Source organism: Streptomyces sp. NBC_00448 (genome assembly GCF_036014115.1).
GTDB lineage: Bacteria > Actinomycetota > Actinomycetes > Streptomycetales > Streptomycetaceae > Actinacidiphila.
In genome coordinates this window covers 4,772,179-4,792,540 of record NZ_CP107913.1, presented here as the reverse complement: position 1 = coordinate 4,792,540, position 20,362 = coordinate 4,772,179, and the positions used below count along the sequence as shown (strand labels likewise).

The window sequence follows — 20,362 nt, the reverse complement described above, 5'->3', positions numbered from 1 at the left end:
GCGCGCCGCCGTCGTACCCGGTCTCCTACCGGGTCCTACCGGGTCCTACCGGGTGGTGCCTACAGGCCGCCGGTGAACAGCAGCCGGTTCGGGGAGTTGTGCTCGACCGTCAGCACGCCCTCGGTGCTGCTGTCGACCAGCGCGGCCTTGACCTGCTCGGCGGTCGCCGACGGGTGCTCGGTCTTGTAGAGCAGTGCGGCGCCGGCCACGTGCGGGCTGGCCATCGACGTGCCGCTCTTGGCGACGCTGCCGCCGCCGAGCTTCGCCGAGATGATGTCCTGGCCGGGCGCGAAGAGCGCCACGCAGGTGCCGTAGTTGCTGAAGCCGGTCTCGTCGTCGGCGCGGTCGGTCGCGCCCACCGCCAGTGCCTGGCCGGCGCTCGCCGGGGAGGCCCCGCAGCTGTCTTTGGTGTCGTTGCCGGCCGCGACCACCGGCAGCACCCCGCTGTCGGCCAGCGCGTCTACGGCCGAGTTGAGTGCCGGGGAGTAGTCGCCGCCGAGCGAGGCGTTGAGCACCGCGGGCTGCTGGGCGTTCTTCGCCACCCAGTCGAACCCGGCGATCACCTCGGCGTCACTGCCGCTGCCGTTGCAGTCCAGCACGCGCACGCTCACCAGCGTCGCCTTGGGCGCGACGCCGAACGTGGCGCCGCCGACGGTGCCCGCGACATGCGTGCCGTGGCCGTGGCAGTCCTGGCCGTCCTGGCCGTCGCCGACCGCGTCGAACCCGGGTACCGCGCGGTCGCCGAACTCGCGGTGCCCGAAGTCGATCCCGGTGTCCATGATGTACGCGGTGCCGCCGGCGCCGGTCCCGACGGTGCTGAACTCGTCGTCCAGCGGCAGGTTGTGCTGGTCGATCCGGTCCAGGCCCCAACTGGTGGCCGTGGCCCGGCTGTGCGGCCCGCTGACCGTGAGGTCGGAGCCGGTGACCCGGCCGTTCTGCTCGACCGCCGTGACACCCGGGGTGTCGCGCACGGTGTCGAGCTGGGAGGCGGTCAGCGCGGCCGCGAAGCCGTGCAGCACCTTGTCGTAGCTGAACAGCGGCCTGATGCCCAGGGTGCGGACCTCGCCGGTGAGGTTCACGCCCTTGTCGAGGGTCACGATGTACTGGCCGGGCACCGCGTCGCCGGAGGCGGCGATCAGCGGGGCGGGGGCGGGCCTGGCCGGCCCCGGCAGGGGCGCCGCCGCGGCGGACGCGGCGGACGGCAGGACGGCCAGGGGTGCGAGGAGGAGGGCGGCGGACAGGCCGCGCGCGAACAGGCGCATTCGGTCTCCGTGGGGTGGGGGGTTCGGTGGGGGAACCGCAGGGGCCACGAGGGCCACGGCGGCTACCGGGATACGGAGCTTCGGAGCTGCTGAATTGCTGAGCGACTGAGCTGCTGGGCTGCTGGGCTTCTGGAGCGGCGCGAACGTCCACACGCGGAACGAGAGCGCGTCCGGCGGGCGCCACCACCACCCACCACCATCCGCCGCGACCGGGGCCGCCTCCCACCCCGACACACCTGCCGCGCTTCCGCGTCAGCCGATCGGGCGCCACGACCGCCCGTCAGGGCATGCCCGCGGCCGACAGCAGCTCACGGGCGCCGGCCGTGTCGATCGACTCGGCCAGTTCGCGCAGCGCGCTGCGGTCGGGGAGCAGCCCGGCGGTGTGGGCGCGCCGGGCGCCGCGGTCGAGCTCGTGCCACAGGAACGGGTTGGCGAGCAGCACCCGCACCTCCACCGACACGCGCCCGCCGAACGCGTCGCGCAGCACCACCCGGCGGTCTATCTCCCCCAGGAACCGCGCCGACACCAGGTAGTCCGTGTGCACGCGCCGCCTGCGCACCAGCCCGCGCACCTCCAGCCAGCCGTCGCCCGCCGTGGTGCGCGCCGGCAGCAGGATCGCGAACAGCGCCGTCGAGAGCACCCCGCACGCCGCGAGCCGCAGCATGTCCAGCGTGCCGTCCCACCCGTCCATCACCAGCGCCACGGCCAGCACCGTCGCGGCCGCGCCGTACGCGCTCCACAGCCGCCCGGCCCACGCGCGATCGGCCGCGACCGCGGGGCCGTCCGCTCCGCCGATCCGCGCCCGGGGTACCGCGCCGGAGTGCTCACCGTGTCCCATGCCCCAGACGCTAGGTTTCGGCCGGGCTCGCGAGCCCTTCCTTGACGCCCCCCTGACGCCCGGCGCGCCCTTCCTGGCACCCCCTTTACGCCCCCATGGCCGCGCCCGGGGCTGGGCGCGGCCGGAACGGTGCTTCCGGCTGCGGACGGAGGAGCCGTGCGGGCCGGTCCTGACAGCCCGGCCCGCACGGCTCAGTGGAAGGGGCGCCCTGGTGCGGCGGGGAGTTGGCACCAGGGCGCGTCCGGATCAGCTGCCGTAGACCTGGAACTCCCAGAGGGAGTACCCGTACTGCGTGGCCCGCTGCGTGCCGTACAGGCGCACGTAGCGGCCCGATCCGGTCACCGGCAACGTCTGCTCGCCGCCGGTCCCGCTGGTGGTGGAGTAGACCGACGTCCAGTTCTGGCCGTCGGGCGAGGTCTGGATCTGGAACGCCGTCGCGTACGCGGGTTCCCAGTCGAGCTTCACCTGGCTGATCGTGTGCGTGGCGCCGAGGTCGACCTGGAGCCACTGCGGGTCGGAGAAGCCGCTCGACCAGCGGGTGCCGGTGTCGCCGTCGACCGCGGCGGACGCCGGGAAGCTCGCGTTCTCCGTGGAGGAGGCGGTGGCCGTCTTGCCCTGGGACAGCAGCGTGGCCGTGCCGCCGCCCGGGTTGCCGCCGTCCGACGGCGTGCCGTACAGCGCCAACTCGTAGAGCGAGTCGCCGTACTGGCTCGCTCTCGCGGTCGCGTAGACCCGCACGTAGCGCGCCGTGGTGTTCAGCGCGGTGTCCTGGAGGTCCTGCGGGCTGTTGTTGTTGGTGTAGACGGTGGTCCAGTTCTGGCCGTCGGCGGACACCTGTAGCTGGTAGGCCGATGCCGCGGCCGCCTCCCAGGTGAGGCTCGCGTGCGTGAGGGCGTAGGACTGGCCGAGGTCGACCTGGACCCACTGCGGGTCGGAGAAGCCGCTCGACCAGCGGGTGGAGATGTCGCCGTCGGTCGCGTTGGACGCCGGGAAGTCCGCGCTCTCGTTCGAGGAGGACGTGGTCGGCTTGCCCTGCGCGATGTTCGGGCCGAGGTCGCCGGCGGCCGGCTTGTTGTAGACGGCCACGTAGTCGATGTTCATCTGGCCGCCGGACGCGGTCGCGGCGGTCGGGCCGCCGCCGAAGGCGCCAGGGAAGGCGCCGCCGATCGCCAGGTCGAAGATCACGTAGTAGCTGTGGTCGACGGCGTTGGCCCAGGTGGTGGCGTCCACCTGGCTGGAGTTGATGGTGAAGTACTCGGCGCCGTCGAGGTAGTAGCGGATCTGCTCGGGCGACGTCGAGCGGTCGATCTCCACCGCGTAGGTGTGGTACCCGGTCTGGCAGCCCGCGCAGGCGCGCTCACCGGAACCGATGCCGGTCGACTCGTTGCACGGCCCGCCGGGGCTCACCCCGCAGTGCAGCGTGCCGAACACCGAGCTGCGGGCGTTGATGTCCTCCATGATGTCGACCTCGCCGGAGCCCGGCCAGCCGACACCGACCCGCAGCGGCGAGCCCAGCATCCAGAACGCCGGCCAGTAGCCCGCGCCGCTGGTGGTGTCGAGGTTCGGCTGCTGGATCGACGCCTGGACGCGCACCACGCCGCCCGGCCGCGCGCCGAACCCGTCCGCCTGCGTCTCCACCCGGCCGGAGGTCCAGCCGGAGTTGGGGTCGGTGCCGTCGTGCAGCGCCTTCAGCACCAGGTGGCCGTTGCCGTCGTGGTAGACGTTGGAGGTGCTGTTGGTCGTGGTCTCGATCTCGCCGGTGCCGAAGTTCGCGCCGGCGCCGTCGTCGTAGCGCCAGGTGCCGGTGTCCAGCGCGGAGTTGGCGGCGCCGTTGAAGTCGTCGCTCCAGGTGGTGCTGAACCCGGCCGGCGCGGCCGGCACGTCGGAGGGTGCCGCGGCGGGCTTGGCTGCGGCCGCCTTCGCCGCCTTCGCCGCCGGCGCGGCCTTCGCGGCCGTGCTCGTGTTCGCGTTGGCGCCCGTGGTGGCCATCGCGGACGGCGAACCGGCCAGGGCGAGGCCGGTGAACGCCGCGACCGCGGCGATCAGCCCGACCACGGCGCGGCCGCCGCGTATCCCGTGCCGTGCACCGCCTCGACGGCGCGGTGGTGGTACGCGCGTTTCTGGGGTGGACATGCTGTCCTCCCTCTCCTTCTCCTGTGGGGGGTTGTGGGGGGTCGTGCGCGTTGCCGGTCGGAGAGAACCCGGCAGTGCCTGAGAGCGCTCTCAGGCACACCCAGGAGAATCGGCCCTGGCTCCGAGCGGTGTCAAGAGAACGGCAACGTTTACGGAGTCGAGCCGCGCGGCTGCCCGGAATCCGTCGGGTGCCGGTCACCCGGAAGTCGTTGGCGCGAGCGGCCCGGAAGCCGTCGGCGCGGGCGGCCCGGATCGGCGCGGGGCACGCGGATCGGCCTGGGCTCGGCGGGACGGCGGTTCCGGGCGGGGCCGTACGGTGGTGGCGGGCGGGCGGCGCGGGCAGCGGGCCGTCCCGGGGCCGGCCCCCATGGGGCGGAGCAGTGCCGCCGACACCTTCGGGCACAACGGGAGCAACCGCTGTCTCGCCTGGGCGGACCCGGCCCGCGGTCTGGTCTTGGTCCACCTCACCGACCTGCTCACCGGCGGCCACGAAGGAGCCCACCACCAAAGTGCGGTCAGCGACGCCGTACATGCCGCGTGCGCGTGATCGGCCCGGGTGCTCGGCCTCGGCTGTTCCCCCGTGCGGGCGGAGGGACTTGGGGCGGCGGCGCCCCACGGGTCAGGGTGCCAAAAGGAGTTGGGCGCCCAAGGGGGTGAGGGTGTGGTGGACGGCGCGGCCGGTGCGATGGGTGGCGAGCAGGCCGGCGTCGCGCAGGACGCTCGCGTGTTTGGAGGCGGAGGCCGCCGACAGGCCCGCGCGTGCGGCGAGTTGGTTGGTGGAGGCGCCGTCGGCGGCGACCTGGAGGACGGCGGCGCGGCTGTGCCCGAGGAGGGCGGCCAGCGCGGTGCGGCGGTCGTCGGGCAGGGCGAGGTGGGTGAAGAGGGCGGGCCGGGCGCCGCCGCCGAAGACCTCGTAGTAGAGGGTGGGTTGCTCGTCGGCGGGGTCGCAGGGCACGTACGTGCTGAACGCGCCCGGCGCCAGGACGAGGCCGCGTCCGCCGAGCCGGTACTCGTCGCCGTCGCCGTGCCCGACGAGTTCCAGCACCGGCGGCCGCCAGCGCATCCGCGGGTGGAGGCCGCGCAGCACGGACTCGACGCCGCCGTCCAGGAGTTGGCGGCTGCGCACGGCGCGGTCGGCGGCGAGCGCGGCGGCCAGCCCTTCGCGGTACGGGGCGACCGCCACGCGGTGGTAGGCGCGTACGGCGGCGGCGAGGCGCGCGGTCTCGTGCGGACGGGCGTCGGCGAGGTCGCGGACCGTCCGGGGCGGCAGGTCGCGGTGGCGCGCGATGTAGTCGATGTCCGCCCGCAGCGACTGCCGGGGCGTCGCCCGTAACCGCTCCAACTCCTCGTCCAGCGTGCGCAGTCCGGCGTACGGCCGCAGGAAGCGGGGCACGGGGTGGGACGGCGCGGTCGGCGCCAGCTCGGCGAACGGGTCGTACCCGCCGTCGGTCGAGGCCCGCAGCCCGGCCCGTACGGTGCGGCGCCACAGGTCGAGGCCGGGCGAGGGCGGTCCGTGGCCGAGCCGGTAGACGCTGAGGCTGGTCATCGCCAGCGGGCTCGGCGCGGGTGCCAGCCGGGTGCGGGCCAGATCGTCCAGCGTGAAGTGGATTCGCATGATGCCCGCCTCCCCGCCCGACCCGGCCGCGTCATTTCGGGCAGGATCGAAAAGTCTTCCCTCACGTCCTTTGTACACGCCACGCTGAGCGGGCGCGGCGCTTCCGTTCGTCTGGGTTTACGGGGGGCGAACGGACGTGCCGGGCACGGGATTCGGCGACCCCGCGGCGGATGACGGCGATCGGACGACGTCGTAGCGGACGACGGGACGGGAGGAGGCGGCGCGATGGGCATCAGCGGGCGAAGGGGTGTACGCGGCGGGCGGTGGGGGTGGCGGATCGGGGTCGCCGCCACGGTGACGGGTGCGGTCGCCGTACTGCTCGGCGGACCCGCGAGTGCGAGTGCGAGTGGGTACGGGGACGGGGACGCGTACGCGGACGGGGCCGTCGTGGCCGATGCGGGTCAGGCCGCCGTGTTTCCGCTGTCCCCGGCGCCGCCGCCCGGCCTGCACGGTCCGGTCGTCACGCACCCGGTGCAGGAGCCGTTCGACTACCCGGCGGGCGAGGTCTGCGCGTTCCCCTCGCACGCGGACTTCCCGGTCGCCGACCTGACGCTGAAGACCTGGACCGACGACGCGGGCGACCCGGTGTTCGCGATCGAGAGCGGCCCGCTGCTGATGCGGACCACCAACCTCGCCACCGGCCGTTCCGTGGTCAGCGACATCTCCGGCACCGGTGTGATCACCTACCCGGCGCCAGGTGTCAGCGTGCTCAGCGGCAACGACTGGTCCGCCGGCTTCCACACCGCCGACCACCCCCACAACCGGTGGATCGTCGCCCACGGCTTCATGTCGGTGCGGATCGCCCCCGCCGGTGGCCGCACCAGCCACACCCTGCTCGCACTCCACGGCCCGGCGGACGACCTCTGCAAAACCCTCGCCTGACCCGGCCCCGACAGCGGCGGCCGGCCACAACAGGGGCGCGGGGAACCGCGCGGCCGACCCACGGCGGCCGTCGGTCCGGACGCAGGCCGCGGGGGCCGGGCCTGCGGCCCGGTTCCCCGAGCCGCCCGGTTCCCCGAGCCGCGCGGGAGGCGCACCGGCGTGGGGCGCCTCCCCACCGGCAGGTGGTCCCGGGTGCCAGGGGCGCGAGGCACCCGGGAGGGTCTGTTCGGACCGCTCCGCGGCACCCGGGAGGGTCCGGTCAGACCGCTACCGGCGACTTCCACAGGTCGTCGATCGCGGCCTCGGCCGCCGCCAGGCTCTCCTCGGCCTGCGGCACCAGCTCGGCCATCGCCGGGTTGCTCCCGGCAAGCGTCAGCTCCGCGGTGATGAAGCGCGGCTCCAGGCCGGTCAGCGACAGACCGTGCGGGAGCCAGGGCTCGGCGTGGTCCCAGCCCTCGCGGGGCGTGCCGGCGCCGTAGCCGCCGCCGCGGGACGCGAGCACCACCATCTCGCGCCCGCCGAGCAGCGGTGCCATCGTCTCGCCGTCCACCGAGAGCCCCGGCGCGATGAGGTGGTCGACCCAGGTCTTGACGCCGCTGGGGGCGCCGAAGTTGTAGAGCGGCAGGCCGAGCAGGACGGTGTCGGCCGCCTTGACCTCGCCGACGATCTCCTCGCTCAGCGCCCAGGCGGCGGCCTGCTCGGGAGTGCGGTCGGCCGCGGGAACGGCGCCGGAGTGCACGGTGGCGGGGACCAGGTGGGGCAGCGGGTGTGCGCCGAGGTCCCGGTGGGTGACGGTCCCGGCCGGGTGGGCCGCGCGCCAGACGGCGGCGGCGCGCGCGGTCAGCTTGCGGCTGACGGACCGCTCGCCCTGGATGCTCGCGTCGATGTGCAGGAGGTGAGGCATGTCGTTGACCTTCCACAGATGGTTTGTGTAGCACCAACGATTTATAGCACGCCACCATTCCCGGCGGACTGGGTAGACTCGGGGAATGGCCTCTCTGCCCGTGCTGAACCAGCCGCCGAGGCGGTCCGGAGCGCTGCTCGACCAGCTCGCGCGGCGGATGCGGCTGCGCGGGGAGTCCGTGCTGGCGCCGCTCGGGCTGCGGCCGCGCCACCTGGTGGCGCTCACGGTCCTGCGGGACCTGCACGGCAGCACCCAGCAGGCGCTGTCCTCGACCCTGATGCTGGACCGGGCCAACGTCGTCGGGCTGCTCAACGAACTGGAGGCCGACGGCCTGGTGGAGCGGCACCGCTCACCGGAGGACCGGCGCCGCCACATCGTCAGCCTCACCGACCCGGGCATCCGGCGGCTGGCCGCGGCCGAGTTCGCGCTGGCCGGCGCCGAGGACGACGTCCTGGGCGCACTCGACCCCGCGCAGCGCGAGACGCTGTACGAACTGCTGCGGATCGCCGCGGCCGGCCGGCCCGCCCCCGACCGGGTGGAGGCGCTCGGCGGCCTGAGCGCGGACGAGGCCGCGCAGGGTCAGCTCGCGGGCTCCCCCGGCGCCGGGCCCGGGTCCTGCCTCACCGACGACGACGCGTGCCTCGCGGCATCCGACCTCTGCGGCTCCGACGCAGGCTCCCGCTCCGACTCCCGTTCCGGCGCCGACTCCTCCCGCGACGGCTCCGCCACCACCGCGCTGCCCAGCGACATCGCGCCGACGAAGCGCGGCGCGCCCTCCTCGTAGAACACGTCCAGCTCGGTCAGCGTGAAGCCCGCGCCGGTCAGCAGGTCCGGGATCGGGCGGGTGAGCCGGCAGCCGCCGGCCAGCCGGCGCTGGAACGGTTCGAGCCGCCGCTGCCAGCGCCGTACCTCCGCGTCGGGCGCGAGGCCGTGCTCCACGAACCGCAGGGTGCCGCCCGGCCGCAGCACGCGCCGTACCTCCCGCAGGGCGGCGTACGGGTCCGGGATCGTGCACAGCGTCCAGGTGGAGACGGCCGCGTCGAAGGTCGCGTCGGCGTACGGCAGCGCCTGCCCGTCCTGGCCCGAGCGCAGCACTGGTACGGACGAGGCCCGCACCCGGCCGCCGGCCAGCCGCCAGCCGGTGTCGGAGGGCTCCACGGCGTCCACCCGGGTCACGGCGGGCGGGTAGAAGGGCACATTGCGCCCCGAGCCGAAGCCGATCTCCACCACCGCGCCGGTGAGTTGCGCGCAGACCCGGCGGCGCAGCACCGCGGCCTGCCGTGATCCGCAGGCGGCGTCGACCAGCCGCGGCAGCACCCGCTCCGAGTAGACGCCCATGGCCGCCGCCCCCTTGTGACGCTCCTCCCGCCAGTCTCGCACCGTGACGGCGCCGCCGGACCCCTTCGACGCCCGCGTCGTCCGTGCGTTTCCCGCCACGACGACGACGTGCGCGCCCCGCCCCGCCCCGCCGGCCGCCGCACCGGCCTCCGCGCGCCCCGGCACCGTTTTGAGTTGCCCGCCCGCGGGTGTTCGCTGGAAGGACCACGGAGGTGGTGAACATGAAGGCTGTCGTCTACCAGAAACCCTTCTCCGTCGCGGTCGCCGATGTCGACACCCCCGGCATCCAGCACCCCAACGACGTGATCGTCCGCGTCACGTCCACCGCGATCTGCGGATCGGACCTGCACATGTACGAGGGCCGCACCGCGGCCGAGGCCGGCATCGTCTTCGGCCACGAGAACCTGGGCATCGTCGAGGAGATCGGTTCGGGCGTCGCGTCTCTGGCGGTCGGGGACCGCGTGGTCATGCCGTTCAACGTGGCCTGCGGCTTCTGCAAGAACTGCCTGGCCGGCAACACCGGTTTCTGCCTCACGGTGAACCCGGGGTTCGCCGGCGGCGCGTACGGCTACGTGGCCATGGGGCCGTACCTCGGCGGGCAGGCCGAGCACCTACGGGTGCCGTTCGCCGACTTCAACTGCCTCAAGCTGCCGCCGGGCGAGCAGTTCGAGACCGACTTCGTGCTGCTCGCCGACATTTTCCCGACCGGCTACCACGGCTGCGAACTGGCCGAGGTCTCCCCCGGCGAGTCCGTCGCGGTCTACGGTGCCGGCCCGGTCGGGCTGATGGCCGCCTACTCGGCGCTGCTGCGCGGCGCGGCCAGGGTCTTCGTGGTCGACCGGGTGCCCGAGCGGCTGGCCAAGGCCGACACGATCGGCGCGGTGCCGATCGACTTCACGCAGAGCGATCCGGCCGGGCAGATCCGTGACCACACCGACGGCGAGGGCACCGACAAGGGCATCGACGCGGTCGGCTACCAGGCACAGGGCCACGACGACGGCCGCGACACCGGCCACGAGGAGCCCGCGAGCGTGCTCAACTCCCTGGTCGAGACGGTCCGTCCGACCGGCAGGCTGGGCATCCCCGGCCTCTACGTGCCGTCCGACCCCGGCGGCCCCGACGAGCACGCCCGCCACGGCCAACTGCTCGTCTCGATCGGCAAGATGTTCGAGAAGGGGCAGCGGATGGGCACCGGGCAGTGCAACGTCAAGCAGTACAACCGCCAGTTGCGCGACCTGATCACCGCGGGCCGGGCCCGCCCCAGCTTCGTGGTCAGCCACGAACTCCCCCTGGAGCAGGCCCCCATGGCCTACGAGAAGTTCGACCAACGGGTGGAGGGCTACACCAAGGTCGTCCTCCACCCCGCCCTCGCCGCCTGACCCCCACCCCACCCGGTCCCCGGGCCGGCCACCACCCGTTGACGGCCCGGGGCCACCGACGTCAAACCCAGCGCACCCCGCACTGACCGAATCGACGTGGCTCTATACTCCCGCTTGGCAGTTGCCGACATCGGTCCGGGGGGAACCATGGCACAGCGACCGGGTATGCGTCAGCGCATCGGCGAGCCGCGCGGCGGATCAGGCACGACACCCGCGACAGAGGTCACGGCCCGGTGAGTTTCCACGGGTTCGACACCGCACAGATCCGCGTGATGGCAGCGCGGATGAAGAAGATCAGTCCTGAAGCCCGTTCCCTGCATGCGGAATTGGGGCGGGTGCTGACTGAGGCGGAACTGTAGCTGGGCGGAAGACCCGCAACCACCAGCCCACTGCTGCAGCCGCTGGTCGGCCAGATCCTGCCGCTGTTGACGCACGGCTTGCCCGGCTCCCTCGCCGGCGAACTCACCGACACCGCGGGTTCGGCGACCGGGTGCGGTTCGCCGGCTGCGAGATGTGCTTCACCGAGGTGGTGGCCGGCTCAAGGGACGGGTACGTGGCTCTCACGATCGAATCGCTGCAGGGCGGGACTCCAGGTGACGGCGCCGGGGACGACTGCGCGGGTCCGCGGTGAGCGGGCTCGGTCGGCGTGGCCGTCGGATGGCGGTCGTCGTGGCCGCGGTGCTGACCGGGGTCCTGGCGGTGGTGCTGGTCGCGCTGGTGCACGAGGTGCACGACTCCCGGAACGCCGAGAAGAAGCCGCCCCCGCTGGTGGCGCACGCGGCGGATGTGCTGCGGGTGCCCGTGACGGTCGGCGGCAATCCGTCGGTGCCCTCTCACTATCTGCGGCTGTCCGACGGGCGGGTGGTGGCGGTGAACGCGGTGACCCGGGCGTGGTTCGGGGCGACTCCAGGGGACCGGCAGGCGAAGGTGATCGTGGGGTCGGACGGGAAGCCGTCGTCGGCCGGCTGGCGGATGGTCTCGGCCGGCGACAGCTTCACCGGGTTCGGCGCCCGCTTCACGGTGCTGCGGGTGTGGCGGATGCCGAACCGGGACAACGACGCGGTGGATCTGCGGATCGACCCGGTGGGCGGGTCAGAGCACGACTACTGAGCGGAGGACGTCGCCGTCGCGCATGCGGGTGAAGGCTTGTTCGACGTCGGGGAGTTCGATGGTCTCGGTGACGAACGCGTCGAGGTCGAGGCGGCCTTGGAGGTAGAGGTCGATCAGCATCGGGAAGTCGCGTGAGGGCAGGCAGTCGCCGTACCAGGAGGACTTCAGGGCGCCGCCGCGGCCGAAGACGTCGAGCAGGGGGAGTTCGAGCTTCATCTCCGGGGTGGGCACGCCGACCAGGACCACCGTGCCGGCCAGGTCCCGTGCGTAGAAGGCCTGCTGGTACGTCTCGGGGCGGCCGACCGCCTCGATCACCACGTCGGCACCGAAGCCTCCGGTCAGCTCGCGGATCGCCTCGACCGGTTCGCTGGTGCGGGAGTTGACGGTGTGGGTGGCGCCCAGGCGGTGCGCGGTGGCGAGCTTGCGGTCGTCGACGTCCACCGCGATGATCCGCGCGGCGCCCGCCAGCCGGGCGCCGACCACCGCGGCGTTGCCCACCCCGCCGCAGCCGATCACCGCGACCGAGTCGCCCCGGCCCACGCCACCGGTGTTGAGGGCCGCGCCGAGCCCGGCCATCACCCCGCAGCCCAGCAGCCCCGCGGCGGCGGGGGAGGCCGCCGGATCGACCTTCGTGCACTGCCCGGCGGCCACCAGCGTCTTGTCGGCGAACGCGCCGATGCCCAGCGCGGGCGACAGCTCGGTGCCGTCGAGCAGCGTCATCTTCTGCCGGGCGTTGTGCGTGTCGAAGCAGTACCAGGGCCGGCCGCGCCGGCACGCCCGGCAGTTCCCGCAGACCGCGCGCCAGTTGAGCACCACGAAGTCCCCGGGCTCGACCTCGGTCACCCCGGCGCCGACCGACTCGACCACACCGGCCGCCTCATGGCCGAGCAGATACGGGAAGTCGTCCCCGATGCCGCCCTCCCGGTAGTGCAGGTCGGTGTGGCACACCCCGCACGCCTGCACCGCGACCACGGCCTCACCCGGCCCCGGGTCCGGTACGACGATCGTCTCGACGCCGACCGGGCCGCCCTTGCTCCGCGCCACCACACCCCGCACCTGCTGCACCACGGCATCCACCTCTCTGCGTCTGGGACGACCTCGCATTGTCCCGGGATGCGGGGCGCCGCGCGACCAGCCACGCAGCGCCCGCGCTCGCCGGAGACAGGAACCTGGAACAAGAACCGGTACGGAAACCGGTACGGGAACGGGGCGACCGCGCGCCGGCCGCCCCGTACCGAACCGGCGCTCCCGAACTAGCCGGCCGTGGTGCTGTGCAACGGGAACCCGAGCGCCTGCATCGCCCGCTCCACTTCGCCCGCGTTGAAGTCGCGCCGGTCCTGGCGGGTGAGAGCCGCGCCGACCTGCATCAGCGGGTAGCGGACCCCGCCGATGTCGACGGAACTGCCGGTGACGGGCTCAGGAGTGACCCCGCTCATCACCTGCTCCACCTCGGAGGGGTGGAAGTAGAAGTGGTGGCGGGCGATGGTGACGCGCATCATGCCTCGACAGGGGGAGAGGGGACAGGGCCGAAAACTCCACACTCTCATGTTTCCGGCAGGGGGCATACCTGCTGTTCGACCGCCCCGGACCGCCCCGGCCGGCGCCGTGGAAGGCGTCGTCCGAGGCAGGTCCGGGACCAGGTCCGGGACCAGGTCCGGTCAGGTGGTGGTCCCGGCCCGCAGCGGCGCGCCGACGTCGTGCAGATGGCGCAGCGCCTGGGCGTAGGAGGAGATCAGCCCGCTCTCCGCGTAGGCGATGCCCAGTTCCGCGCAGTACGCCTTCACTATCGGCTGGGCGCGCCGCAGGTGCGGCGTGGGCATGCTCGGGAAGAGGTGGTGCTCGATCTGGTAGTTCAGCCCGCCGAGCGCGATGTCGGTCAGTCGCCCGCCGCGCACGTTGCGCGAGGTGAGCACCTGGCGGCGCAGGAAGTCGGGCCGGTCCTTGCCGGTCAGCGTCGGCATGCCCTTGTGGTTGGGCGCGAAGGTGCAGCCCATGTAGACGCCGAACACCGCCTGGTGGACGGCGACGAACGCCAGCGCCTGGAGCGGGGTGAGGATCAGCAGCAGCGCCGTGATGTACGCGGCGATGTGCACGCCGAGCAGCACCGCCTCCAGGGTGCGCTGCTTGTACGCGGGCCGGAACAGCGCCCGCACCCCGGCCACGTGCAGGTTCATGCCTTCGAGGGTGAGCAGCGGGAAGAACCAGTACGCCTGGCGGCCGCCGATCCAGCGGGCCACGCCGCGGGCGTTACGGGCCTGGCCCTGCGACCAGACCAGGATGTCCGGGCTGACGTCCGGGTCCAGTTCCTCGTGGTTGGGGTTGGCGTGGTGGCGGGTGTGCTTGTCCTGCCACCAGCCGTAGCTCATGCCGACGCAGAGGTTGCCCGCGATGCGGCCGGCGGCCTCGCTGGGCCGGCGCAGCCGGAACACCTGGCGGTGGGCTATGTCGTGGGCGACCAGCGCGATCTGGGAGAAGAGCACCCCCAGCACGCCGCCGATCGCCAGCTGCCACCAGGTGTGGCCGAGCATCGCGAACGCCGTCCACGCGCCGATGTACAGCGCGGCGACGCCGCCGATCCGGGCCACGTAGTAGCCGGGGCGGCGCTTCATCAGGCCGGAGTCGGTGATCCGCCGGGAGAGCGCGGAGAAGTCGCTTCCCTCGCAGGGCGCGCCGTCGTCGGCGGCCTTGTCGGGGAGCGGTGCGGCGGTGGCGAGCGCGGCCGCCGCGGCGGGCCTCATGCGGCGCGCCCGCGGGGTTGCGCGGTGCGGGCGCCGCCGGAGCGGGTGCCCCCTGAGCGGGAGCCGCCCGAGCGTCCGGCGGAGGTCCCCGCCGAGCCGCCGGCGGAACTGCCCGCCCCGCCGCGGCCGGAGCCGCCGCCCGTGCGTGCGGCGTTGCCGCCGCTGCGGCCCGCGCCGCCCCGGCCGGAACCCGCGCCGGAGGCGCCGCCCGCCCGTGGCCTGCGCCTGCTGCCGCCGCGTCCGGTGGAGGTGCCGGAGGCGTGCGCCGCCGGCACCGGTGCGGCGATGGTGACCGGCACCCCGGAGGGCACCCGGGCACCGGTGATCCGGGCCAGTTCCTCGTCACCGGAGTGCACCCTCGCGGTACGCGGGGTGATCCGGGCCTTGGCCATCAGCCGTTCCATGTCGCGGCGCTGGTCGGACAGCACCAGCGTCACGACGCTGCCGGACGCGCCCGCGCGGGCGGTACGGCCGCCGCGGTGCAGGTAGTCCTTGTGGTCGGCCGGCGGATCGACGTTGACCACCAGGTCGAGGTCGTCGATGTGGATGCCGCGCGCGGCGACGTTGGTGGCCACCAGCGCGGTCACCTCGCCGTTCTTGAACTGGGTGAGGGTACGGGTGCGCTGCGGCTGGGACTTCCCGCCGTGCAGCGCGGCCGCCCGTACGCCGCTGGCCAGCAGGGTCTTGGCGAGCCGGTCCACGGCGCGCTTGCTGTCCAGGAAGAGCAGCACCCGGCCCTCGCGGGCGGCGATCCGCACGGTGGCGTCGCGCTTGTCCTCGCTGGTCACGTGGAGCACGTGGTGCTCCATGGTGGCGACGGCACCGGCCGACGGGTCCACCGCGTGCACCACCGGGTCGGACAGGAACCGGCGGACGAGGGTGTCCACGTTGCGGTCGAGGGTCGCGGAGAACAGCATCCGCTGGCTGCCCGGAACCACCTGGTTCAGCACCGCGGTGACCTGGGGCAGGAAGCCCATGTCGGCCATCTGGTCGGCCTCGTCGAGCACGGTGATGACGACCCGGTCGAGCCGGCAGTCGCCGCGCTCCACCAGGTCCCGCAGCCGGCCCGGGGTGGCGACGACGATCTCCGCGCCGCCGCGCAGCGCCGCGGCCTGGCGGCTGATCGACAGCCCGCCGACGACCGTGGCCAGCCGCAGGCGCAGCGCCCTCGCGTACGGGGTGAGCGCGTCGGTGACCTGCTGGGCGAGTTCGCGGGTGGGCACGAGCACCAGCGCGAGCGGCTGGCGCGGCTCGGCGCGCTGCCCGGCGGTGCGGGCCAGCATGGCCAGCCCGAAGGCGAGGGTCTTGCCGGAGCCGGTGCGGCCCCGGCCGAGGACGTCGCGGCCGGCCAGCGAGCTGGGCAGCGTCGCGCCCTGGATCGGGAACGGCACGGTGACGCCCTGCCGGGTCAGCTCCTCCGTCAGCGCGGCGGGCATGTCCAGCTCGGCGAAGGTGCTCGCGGCCGGCGGGGCCGGGGTGACCGTGGTGTAGACCGATTCCTCGGAGCCGGTGTCGGCGGGGCGTCCGCCGGAACGGCCGGAGCCGCGGGAGGCGCCGGGGCGGCCGCCGCCCTGCTGGGGGCCGCGCGGCTTGCGCCGGGCGCGGGCCGGACCGCCCGAATAGGACTGGCGATTTCTTTCAGGCATGCGTGAAGCCTTCCTCGAAGGCGGCGCGTGCCGAAAAAGACTCCGCAAAAGGTGACATCAGGCGGAGACCCGCAGAACGAGCCGGAGAGATGAACAGCGGAGGAGGTGAACTGCGGTGGAACGGAAAACGTCCATCCGTCCGGGATTCGCACCCAGGTACGGAAAAGCCGGGCCCCGCGCCCAAAGTAGCGGGACCCGGCTCGAGTACTACTCGTCCGATCAGGCCGGGACGATGTTCTCCGCCTGCGGGCCCTTCTGGCCCTGCGTGACGTCGAAGGTGACCTTCTGGCCTTCCTGGAGCTCACGGAAGCCCTGGGTGGCGATGTTCGAGTAGTGGGCGAAGACGTCGGCGCCGCCGCCGTCCTGCTCGATGAAGCCGAAGCCCTTTTCCGCGTTGAACCACTTAACGGTACCGGTTGCCATGTCTAACTTCCTCTGATGGTGCAGTTCCCGAACTCGCACTTTACGAGCCAGGTGTCGCTGCAATGACCCCATCTGGAGGCCGGAAAACAAAATGCGCCCGAGGGTCACATCCCGTCAGGCGCACACAGAGTTCATGGGTACCACAACCGCAACAATTAAACGGTAGCACACCTGCGGCGAAGCGCGCAGTACCGCAGCCGTGCCGCAGCCGTGCCGCAGCCGTGCCGCAGGCGTACCCAGCCGTGCCGCGGCCGGGTGAGCTGGCAGAACGTGATCGTCGGGCCGGCGCGCCCGCCCGACGATCAGTGCCGCTGCTGGGCCTTCATCACGTCCCGCATCGCCGCGACCAGCGCGCTGCGGTACCGGCTCAGGTCGTCGGGGCTCGCCGGGCGGCCGCGCAACGAGTTCGCCACGGCCGGGTCGGGGGCGAGGTCGTTGAAGCCGGTCAGGGTGAGCGAGAAGACGGCACCACCGTGCAGCACCCGCAGCTCCTCCGTCTGCGTGCTGATGGTCAGCAGATACGCCTCGTCGCCGAGGCCCGGGACGGCGGTGTCGTGCTCGGCCGGGGTGAGGTCGCCGGTGTCGAGGCCGCGCTGGTCCTCGAACTCGGCCCGCGGGTCGGTGCGCTTGTGCAGGTCGATGGTGACGAACACCTGGTACCTGCTGGTGACGGCGCCGGGGGTGCGGGCCCCGACCGACAGGGTGCAGTGGATCTGGTCGAGCGCGGGGCCGAGGTGGGCGGCGGCCGGGGTCACCGCCTCGGTGCCGGTGGCCTTGAGCGCGGCGGTGAGCGCTGCGAGGCCGTCGCCCGCGCAGGGGCTGGCGCCGAGCGTGTAGCCGTGCAGGTCGGGCCCGGCGCGGCGGTGGTCGTCGTACAGGTGCAGGCCGGCCGTCCACAGCGCGGACGTGACCGCGAGGCCGCCGAGCCCCCAGGTCCAGTGCCGCCGCGGCGGGAAGCGGAACCGGGAGCGGCCGCGGGTGCCGCAGGTGCCGTCGGCGTCGTCGGCGTCGTCGGCGATCACGTCGGGTCCGGGCTCCTCGGAGCCGCCGGTCAGTTCCGGCTCGGTGATCACGGCGTCCCTCCTCTCTCCTCGTCTCCTCGCGAACGGCCCGCCGGTGTGTGTATGCCCCGGCCGCGCCGTCCGGACCGACTTCCATGGCGTTGTTCGGTGTCGAGGGCCCCGCGGGTTGCCCGGTGGCGCCTCCCCGTGGCGGCAGGGGGATCGCTCGGGAGACCGGCCACCGGCCGGTGGCTCGTCAACTCGCCCCAGGGGCCCGGTTCCACGGGTCCCGCCGGGACCGCGCTTCGCACATACGGACCAACCCGCGGAGCACACCGCTCCGAATGGCTGGGTGGAGAGTCCCTCCACCCAGCGCGCCGGTGCGCAGCCGGCCCGGTGGTTCCGGCCCGAGCGAAGGACACACCATGCAGCACACCAGCGCACGCGTACTGACGGCGATAGCGGTGGCCGCGGTCCCGCTGGCACTCCCGGCGGCGGCGTGGGCGGCGCCCGCCTCGCCCGACGTCCCGTGGGTGAGCTACCAGGCGACGCTGGACCCGGTCACCGCCAACCACGTGACCGGCAGCGGCACCGCGATGGTCCAACTCTCCGGCAACACCGCGAAGATCACCGTGACCGCGTCCGGACTGGTCGGCGGCGCCTCCCGGCACGCGATGCACCTCCACGTGGACGGCGGCGGGGTCTGCCCGAAGCCGAGCGAGGCCAAGCAGCACAACGGGCACAGCTCCACCGACGTCGCCGACGCGATGAAGGACTACGGCATGATCGGCACGTCGCTGACCACCAGCGGCGACAGTTCGGCCAAGAGCGCGCTGGCCGTCACCCGTTTCCCGTCCGGCTCGACCGTCCACTACAGCCGCACGCTGGAGGTCAGCGACGACGTCGCGGCCAACCTGAAGTCCGGCAAGGCGGTTCTGGTCGTCCACGGCATCGACTACAACGGCAACGGCACGTACGACGACGTGCTCGGAGCCAGCGAACTGGACAAGTCGCTGCCCGCGGAGGCCACCGACCCGGCGCTGTGCGGCGCGTTCACGACCTCGCAGATGACCACGATGCCCGGCGGTGGCGCGGACACCGGCGACGGCGCCACCCAGCACGGCCGCACCGACACGGGGATGGTCGCCGGCGGCAGCGCCGCGGCCCTGCTCGGCCTCGGGGTCGGCGGCTACGCGCTGCGCCGCCGGAACACCGCGGGCCGATGAACGACGACCCGGCGGGAGCGGCGGGCTCCGCGGACCCCGCGCGCGCCGGCCGTCCGGAAGGTCCGGACGGTCCGGCGTCCGCGGGCCCCGGCGCTCCGGCCGGCCCGGACGACCCGATCGGCCCCGCTCACAAGGAAGTCGAGGACGCGGGCCCGGGGCGTACGCGGAACTCGCGCCGTACGGCGGCCTTGCTGGTCGCCTTCGCGGTGGCCTGCGTCGCCACCGGCGTGACGGTGATCCTGGCCGGCGCCGGTGGCGGTGCGAAGCCGCCGCCGCAGGCGGGCCCGGCCGCCGCCGGCACCATGCCGGGGATGCCCGGCATGCCGCACGTGACCGCCTCGGGAGTGCCCGCGCCGACCACCGCCGCCGGCACCCCGGCCGCCGGCGGCGCGCTGCCCGCGTCCCGCCCGACCGGACTGGACATCCCCGCGATCGGCGTCCACTCCGACCTGCTCGACCTGGGCCTGAACAAGAACGGCACCCTGGAGGTGCCGGGCAAGCCGCTCCAGGCCGGCTGGTACCGCAACTCGCCGGCGCCCGGCCAGGTCGGCCCGTCCGTCATCCTCGGCCACGTGGACTCGTACGCCACCGGCCCGGCGGTCTTCTACCGGCTCGGCGCGCTCCGCCCGCACGAGCGGATCACGGTGACCCGCGCCGACCGCAAGACGGCTGTCTTCACGATCGACGCGCTCCGCTCGTACGAGAAGAGGACCTTCCCGACCCTCGACGTGTACGGAAACACGTCCGACCCCGAGCTGCGCCTGATCACGTGCGGCGACTGGAACGCCCGCACGCACGGCTACGACGGGAACACGGTCGTCTTCGCGCATCTGCTGAAGTGACGGTCCGCCGGTTCGGCTCGGTTCGGGTCGGGCCGGGTCAGGTCACTTCTTGAAGGCGTAGTCCATCAGCTTCTTCGCGTCCGAGGTGCGCGCGGACACCGAGGAGGAGGAGAGCACCGTGCCGATCACGGTCTTCTTGCCGCGGGTGGCGGCGAAGACGAGGCAGTAGCCGGCCTCGGGGCCCGAGCCGGTCTTGACGCCGATGGTGCCGGAGTAGGTGCCCAGCAGGGTGTTGGTGTTGGTCCAGGACATGTAGCGGTAGCCGCCGGACTTGGTGGTGACCTTCTGCTTGGTCGACTTGGTCTTCACGACCGTGCGGAAGGTCGAGTACTTCATCGCGTTGCTCGCGAGCTTCGTCAGGTCGCGCGGCGTCGAGTAGTTCTTGCCGTTGCCTATGCCGTCGAAGGAGTCGAAGTGGGTGTTCTTCAGACCGAGCGACTTGGCGGTGGAGTTCATCGTGCCGATGAAGGACTTCACCCGGGCGGCCCGGGTGGAGCCGGTGCCGAACTTGTCGGCGAGCGCGTAGGCGGCGTCGCAGCCGGACGGCAGCATCAGACCGTAGAGCAGCTGCCGGACGGTGATCTTGTCCCCGACGATCAGGTGCGCGGACGACGCGCCCTTGGAGACGATGTAGTCGCTGTACGCCTTCTGCACGGTCACCTTGGCGTCCAGGTTGAGGTGCTTGTTGGCCAGGACCACCCGGGCGGTCATGATCTTGGTGGTCGAGCCGGTGGAGCGGCGGGTGTCGGCGGCCTTGGTGAAGAGGGTGGCGCCGGTGCCGTTGTTCATGACGTAGCCGCCCTTGGCGACGATCGACGGAGCCTTGGGCGCGGCCTTCGCGGCGGTCTTGGCTGCCGTGGCGGTCTTGGCCGCGGTGGTCGCGGCGCTCTTCGCGGTGGCGGGCGCGGCCTGCGGGGTGGCCTGGGCCGCGGGGGCGGCGAGCGCGCCCGCCGCGAGGAGGGCGGCGGCGGTGACCGCCGCGGCCGAGACCCGGCGGATGCCGCTGATGTCGGTTCTCACTACTG

19 protein-coding genes and 1 pseudogene are annotated in these 20,362 nt (G+C 73.3%); 7 read left to right on the top strand and 13 right to left on the bottom strand.

The features are described from left to right. Positions 1-59: 59 nt before the first annotated feature. From OG370_RS20340 to OG370_RS20330, 3 genes are all read right to left on the bottom strand, one after another. Complete coding sequence (locus OG370_RS20340; RefSeq protein WP_328466296.1) at positions 60-1,262, bottom strand: S8 family peptidase; 1,203 nt, start codon at positions 1,260-1,262, stop codon at positions 60-62. A gap of 280 nt (positions 1,263-1,542) precedes the next feature. Continuing rightward, on the bottom strand, positions 1,543-2,100 hold the full coding sequence (locus OG370_RS20335) for a hypothetical protein (RefSeq protein WP_328466294.1): 558 nt from the start codon (positions 2,098-2,100) through the stop codon (positions 1,543-1,545). Between the two features lie 246 nt (positions 2,101-2,346). Then, positions 2,347-4,233, bottom strand: a complete 1,887-nt coding sequence (locus OG370_RS20330) for a discoidin domain-containing protein (RefSeq protein WP_328466292.1) — start codon at positions 4,231-4,233, stop codon at positions 2,347-2,349. Positions 4,234-4,600: 367 nt separating this feature from the next. Here OG370_RS20330 and OG370_RS20325 point away from each other — a divergent pair, with 367 nt between their 5' ends. Next, entirely contained in the window at positions 4,601-4,780 is a 180-nt protein-coding gene (locus OG370_RS20325) for a hypothetical protein (RefSeq protein ID WP_328466291.1), read from the top strand. Positions 4,781-4,852: 72 nt separating this feature from the next. Here the strand turns inward: OG370_RS20325 and OG370_RS20320 are convergent, their stop codons facing one another. After that, positions 4,853-5,848, bottom strand: a complete 996-nt coding sequence (locus tag OG370_RS20320) for an ArsR family transcriptional regulator (RefSeq protein WP_328466290.1) — start codon at positions 5,846-5,848, stop codon at positions 4,853-4,855. Between the two features lie 225 nt (positions 5,849-6,073). On the opposite strand from OG370_RS20320, the gene OG370_RS20315 reads away from it, so the two are divergent. Next, a complete protein-coding gene (locus OG370_RS20315) occupies positions 6,074-6,730 on the top strand; it encodes a hypothetical protein (RefSeq protein ID WP_328466288.1) in 657 nt (218 codons plus the stop codon). A gap of 259 nt (positions 6,731-6,989) precedes the next feature. Here the strand turns inward: OG370_RS20315 and OG370_RS20310 are convergent, their stop codons facing one another. After that, positions 6,990-7,634, bottom strand: coding sequence for an FMN-dependent NADH-azoreductase (locus tag OG370_RS20310; protein WP_328466286.1), 645 nt, complete (start codon positions 7,632-7,634; stop codon positions 6,990-6,992). An 85-nt stretch (positions 7,635-7,719) separates the two neighbouring features. Between OG370_RS20310 and OG370_RS20305 the strand changes: the two are divergent. Then, positions 7,720-8,019 (top strand): annotated as a pseudogene (locus OG370_RS20305) (MarR family winged helix-turn-helix transcriptional regulator); the annotation flags it as partial. 194 nt (positions 8,020-8,213) lie between these two features. Here OG370_RS20305 and OG370_RS20300 read toward each other — a convergent pair. Continuing rightward, a complete protein-coding gene (locus OG370_RS20300; protein WP_328466284.1) occupies positions 8,214-8,972 on the bottom strand; it encodes a class I SAM-dependent methyltransferase in 759 nt (252 codons plus the stop codon). Positions 8,973-9,193: 221 nt separating this feature from the next. Here OG370_RS20300 and OG370_RS20295 point away from each other — a divergent pair, with 221 nt between their 5' ends. Continuing rightward, positions 9,194-10,351, top strand: a complete 1,158-nt coding sequence (locus OG370_RS20295; protein ID WP_328466282.1) for a glutathione-independent formaldehyde dehydrogenase — start codon at positions 9,194-9,196, stop codon at positions 10,349-10,351. A 657-nt stretch (positions 10,352-11,008) separates the two neighbouring features. After that, positions 11,009-11,461 carry a hypothetical protein gene (locus tag OG370_RS20290; protein WP_328466280.1) on the top strand — a complete coding sequence of 151 codons (453 nt, stop codon included), beginning with the start codon at positions 11,009-11,011 and terminating at the stop codon, positions 11,459-11,461. Here the strand turns inward: OG370_RS20290 and OG370_RS20285 are convergent. From OG370_RS20285 to OG370_RS20260, 6 genes are all read right to left on the bottom strand, one after another. After that, positions 11,444-12,529 carry an S-(hydroxymethyl)mycothiol dehydrogenase gene (locus tag OG370_RS20285; RefSeq protein WP_328466278.1) on the bottom strand — a complete coding sequence of 362 codons (1,086 nt, stop codon included), beginning with the start codon at positions 12,527-12,529 and terminating at the stop codon, positions 11,444-11,446. The two genes, OG370_RS20290 and OG370_RS20285, sit on opposite strands and share 18 nt — an antisense overlap. 185 nt (positions 12,530-12,714) lie before the next feature. Continuing rightward, on the bottom strand, positions 12,715-12,960 hold the full coding sequence (locus OG370_RS20280; protein ID WP_328466276.1) for an SCO5918 family protein: 246 nt from the start codon (positions 12,958-12,960) through the stop codon (positions 12,715-12,717). 159 nt (positions 12,961-13,119) lie between these two features. Further along, entirely contained in the window at positions 13,120-14,199 is a 1,080-nt protein-coding gene (locus tag OG370_RS20275) for a fatty acid desaturase family protein (RefSeq protein WP_328466274.1), read from the bottom strand. Next, on the bottom strand, positions 14,196-15,845 hold the full coding sequence (locus OG370_RS20270) for a DEAD/DEAH box helicase (RefSeq protein ID WP_328466272.1): 1,650 nt from the start codon (positions 15,843-15,845) through the stop codon (positions 14,196-14,198). The genes OG370_RS20275 and OG370_RS20270 overlap by 4 nt, the downstream gene beginning before the upstream one ends. Positions 15,846-16,064: 219 nt before the next feature. Further along, the gene (locus tag OG370_RS20265; RefSeq protein WP_010986199.1) at positions 16,065-16,268 is read right to left on the bottom strand and encodes a cold-shock protein; all 204 of its coding nucleotides are present in this window, start codon (positions 16,266-16,268) and stop codon (positions 16,065-16,067) included. 302 nt (positions 16,269-16,570) lie between these two features. After that, complete coding sequence (locus tag OG370_RS20260; RefSeq protein ID WP_328466270.1) at positions 16,571-17,341, bottom strand: hypothetical protein; 771 nt, start codon at positions 17,339-17,341, stop codon at positions 16,571-16,573. A gap of 353 nt (positions 17,342-17,694) precedes the next feature. Here OG370_RS20260 and OG370_RS20255 point away from each other — a divergent pair, with 353 nt between their 5' ends. Beyond that, positions 17,695-18,495: a hypothetical protein gene (locus OG370_RS20255; protein WP_328466268.1), complete on the top strand. Its 801-nt coding sequence runs from the start codon at positions 17,695-17,697 to the stop codon at positions 18,493-18,495. Further along, positions 18,492-19,337 (top strand): class F sortase, encoded by an 846-nt coding sequence (locus OG370_RS20250; protein ID WP_328466266.1) that lies wholly within the window; start codon positions 18,492-18,494, stop codon positions 19,335-19,337. Before OG370_RS20255 ends, OG370_RS20250 begins: the two co-directional genes overlap by 4 nt. Before the next feature lie 42 nt (positions 19,338-19,379). Here OG370_RS20250 and OG370_RS20245 read toward each other — a convergent pair whose 3' ends face one another. After that, entirely contained in the window at positions 19,380-20,357 is a 978-nt protein-coding gene (locus tag OG370_RS20245) for a D-alanyl-D-alanine carboxypeptidase family protein (RefSeq protein ID WP_328466264.1), read from the bottom strand. Positions 20,358-20,362: the final 5 nt, after the last annotated feature.

What these genes read in the sequence shown, in the direction of transcription:
- OG370_RS20340 (WP_328466296.1), bottom strand. Translation starts at nt 1,262, where the DNA reads ATGCGCCTGTTCGCGCGCGGCCTGTCCGCCGCCCTCCTCCTCGCACCC.
- OG370_RS20335 (WP_328466294.1), bottom strand. Translation starts at nt 2,100, where the DNA reads ATGGGACACGGTGAGCACTCCGGCGCGGTACCCCGGGCGCGGATCGGC.
- OG370_RS20330 (WP_328466292.1), bottom strand. Translation starts at nt 4,233, where the DNA reads ATGTCCACCCCAGAAACGCGCGTACCACCACCGCGCCGTCGAGGCGGT.
- OG370_RS20325 (WP_328466291.1), top strand. Translation starts at nt 4,601, where the DNA reads ATGGGGCGGAGCAGTGCCGCCGACACCTTCGGGCACAACGGGAGCAAC.
- OG370_RS20320 (WP_328466290.1), bottom strand. Translation starts at nt 5,848, where the DNA reads ATGCGAATCCACTTCACGCTGGACGATCTGGCCCGCACCCGGCTGGCA.
- OG370_RS20315 (WP_328466288.1), top strand. Translation starts at nt 6,074, where the DNA reads ATGGGCATCAGCGGGCGAAGGGGTGTACGCGGCGGGCGGTGGGGGTGG.
- OG370_RS20310 (WP_328466286.1), bottom strand. Translation starts at nt 7,634, where the DNA reads ATGCCTCACCTCCTGCACATCGACGCGAGCATCCAGGGCGAGCGGTCC.
- OG370_RS20300 (WP_328466284.1), bottom strand. Translation starts at nt 8,972, where the DNA reads ATGGGCGTCTACTCGGAGCGGGTGCTGCCGCGGCTGGTCGACGCCGCC.
- OG370_RS20295 (WP_328466282.1), top strand. Translation starts at nt 9,194, where the DNA reads ATGAAGGCTGTCGTCTACCAGAAACCCTTCTCCGTCGCGGTCGCCGAT.
- OG370_RS20290 (WP_328466280.1), top strand. Translation starts at nt 11,009, where the DNA reads ATGGCGGTCGTCGTGGCCGCGGTGCTGACCGGGGTCCTGGCGGTGGTG.
- OG370_RS20280 (WP_328466276.1), bottom strand. Translation starts at nt 12,960, where the DNA reads ATGATGCGCGTCACCATCGCCCGCCACCACTTCTACTTCCACCCCTCC.
- OG370_RS20275 (WP_328466274.1), bottom strand. Translation starts at nt 14,199, where the DNA reads ATGAGGCCCGCCGCGGCGGCCGCGCTCGCCACCGCCGCACCGCTCCCC.
- OG370_RS20270 (WP_328466272.1), bottom strand. Translation starts at nt 15,845, where the DNA reads ATGCCTGAAAGAAATCGCCAGTCCTATTCGGGCGGTCCGGCCCGCGCC.
- OG370_RS20265 (WP_010986199.1), bottom strand. Translation starts at nt 16,268, where the DNA reads ATGGCAACCGGTACCGTTAAGTGGTTCAACGCGGAAAAGGGCTTCGGC.
- OG370_RS20255 (WP_328466268.1), top strand. Translation starts at nt 17,695, where the DNA reads ATGCAGCACACCAGCGCACGCGTACTGACGGCGATAGCGGTGGCCGCG.
- OG370_RS20250 (WP_328466266.1), top strand. Translation starts at nt 18,492, where the DNA reads ATGAACGACGACCCGGCGGGAGCGGCGGGCTCCGCGGACCCCGCGCGC.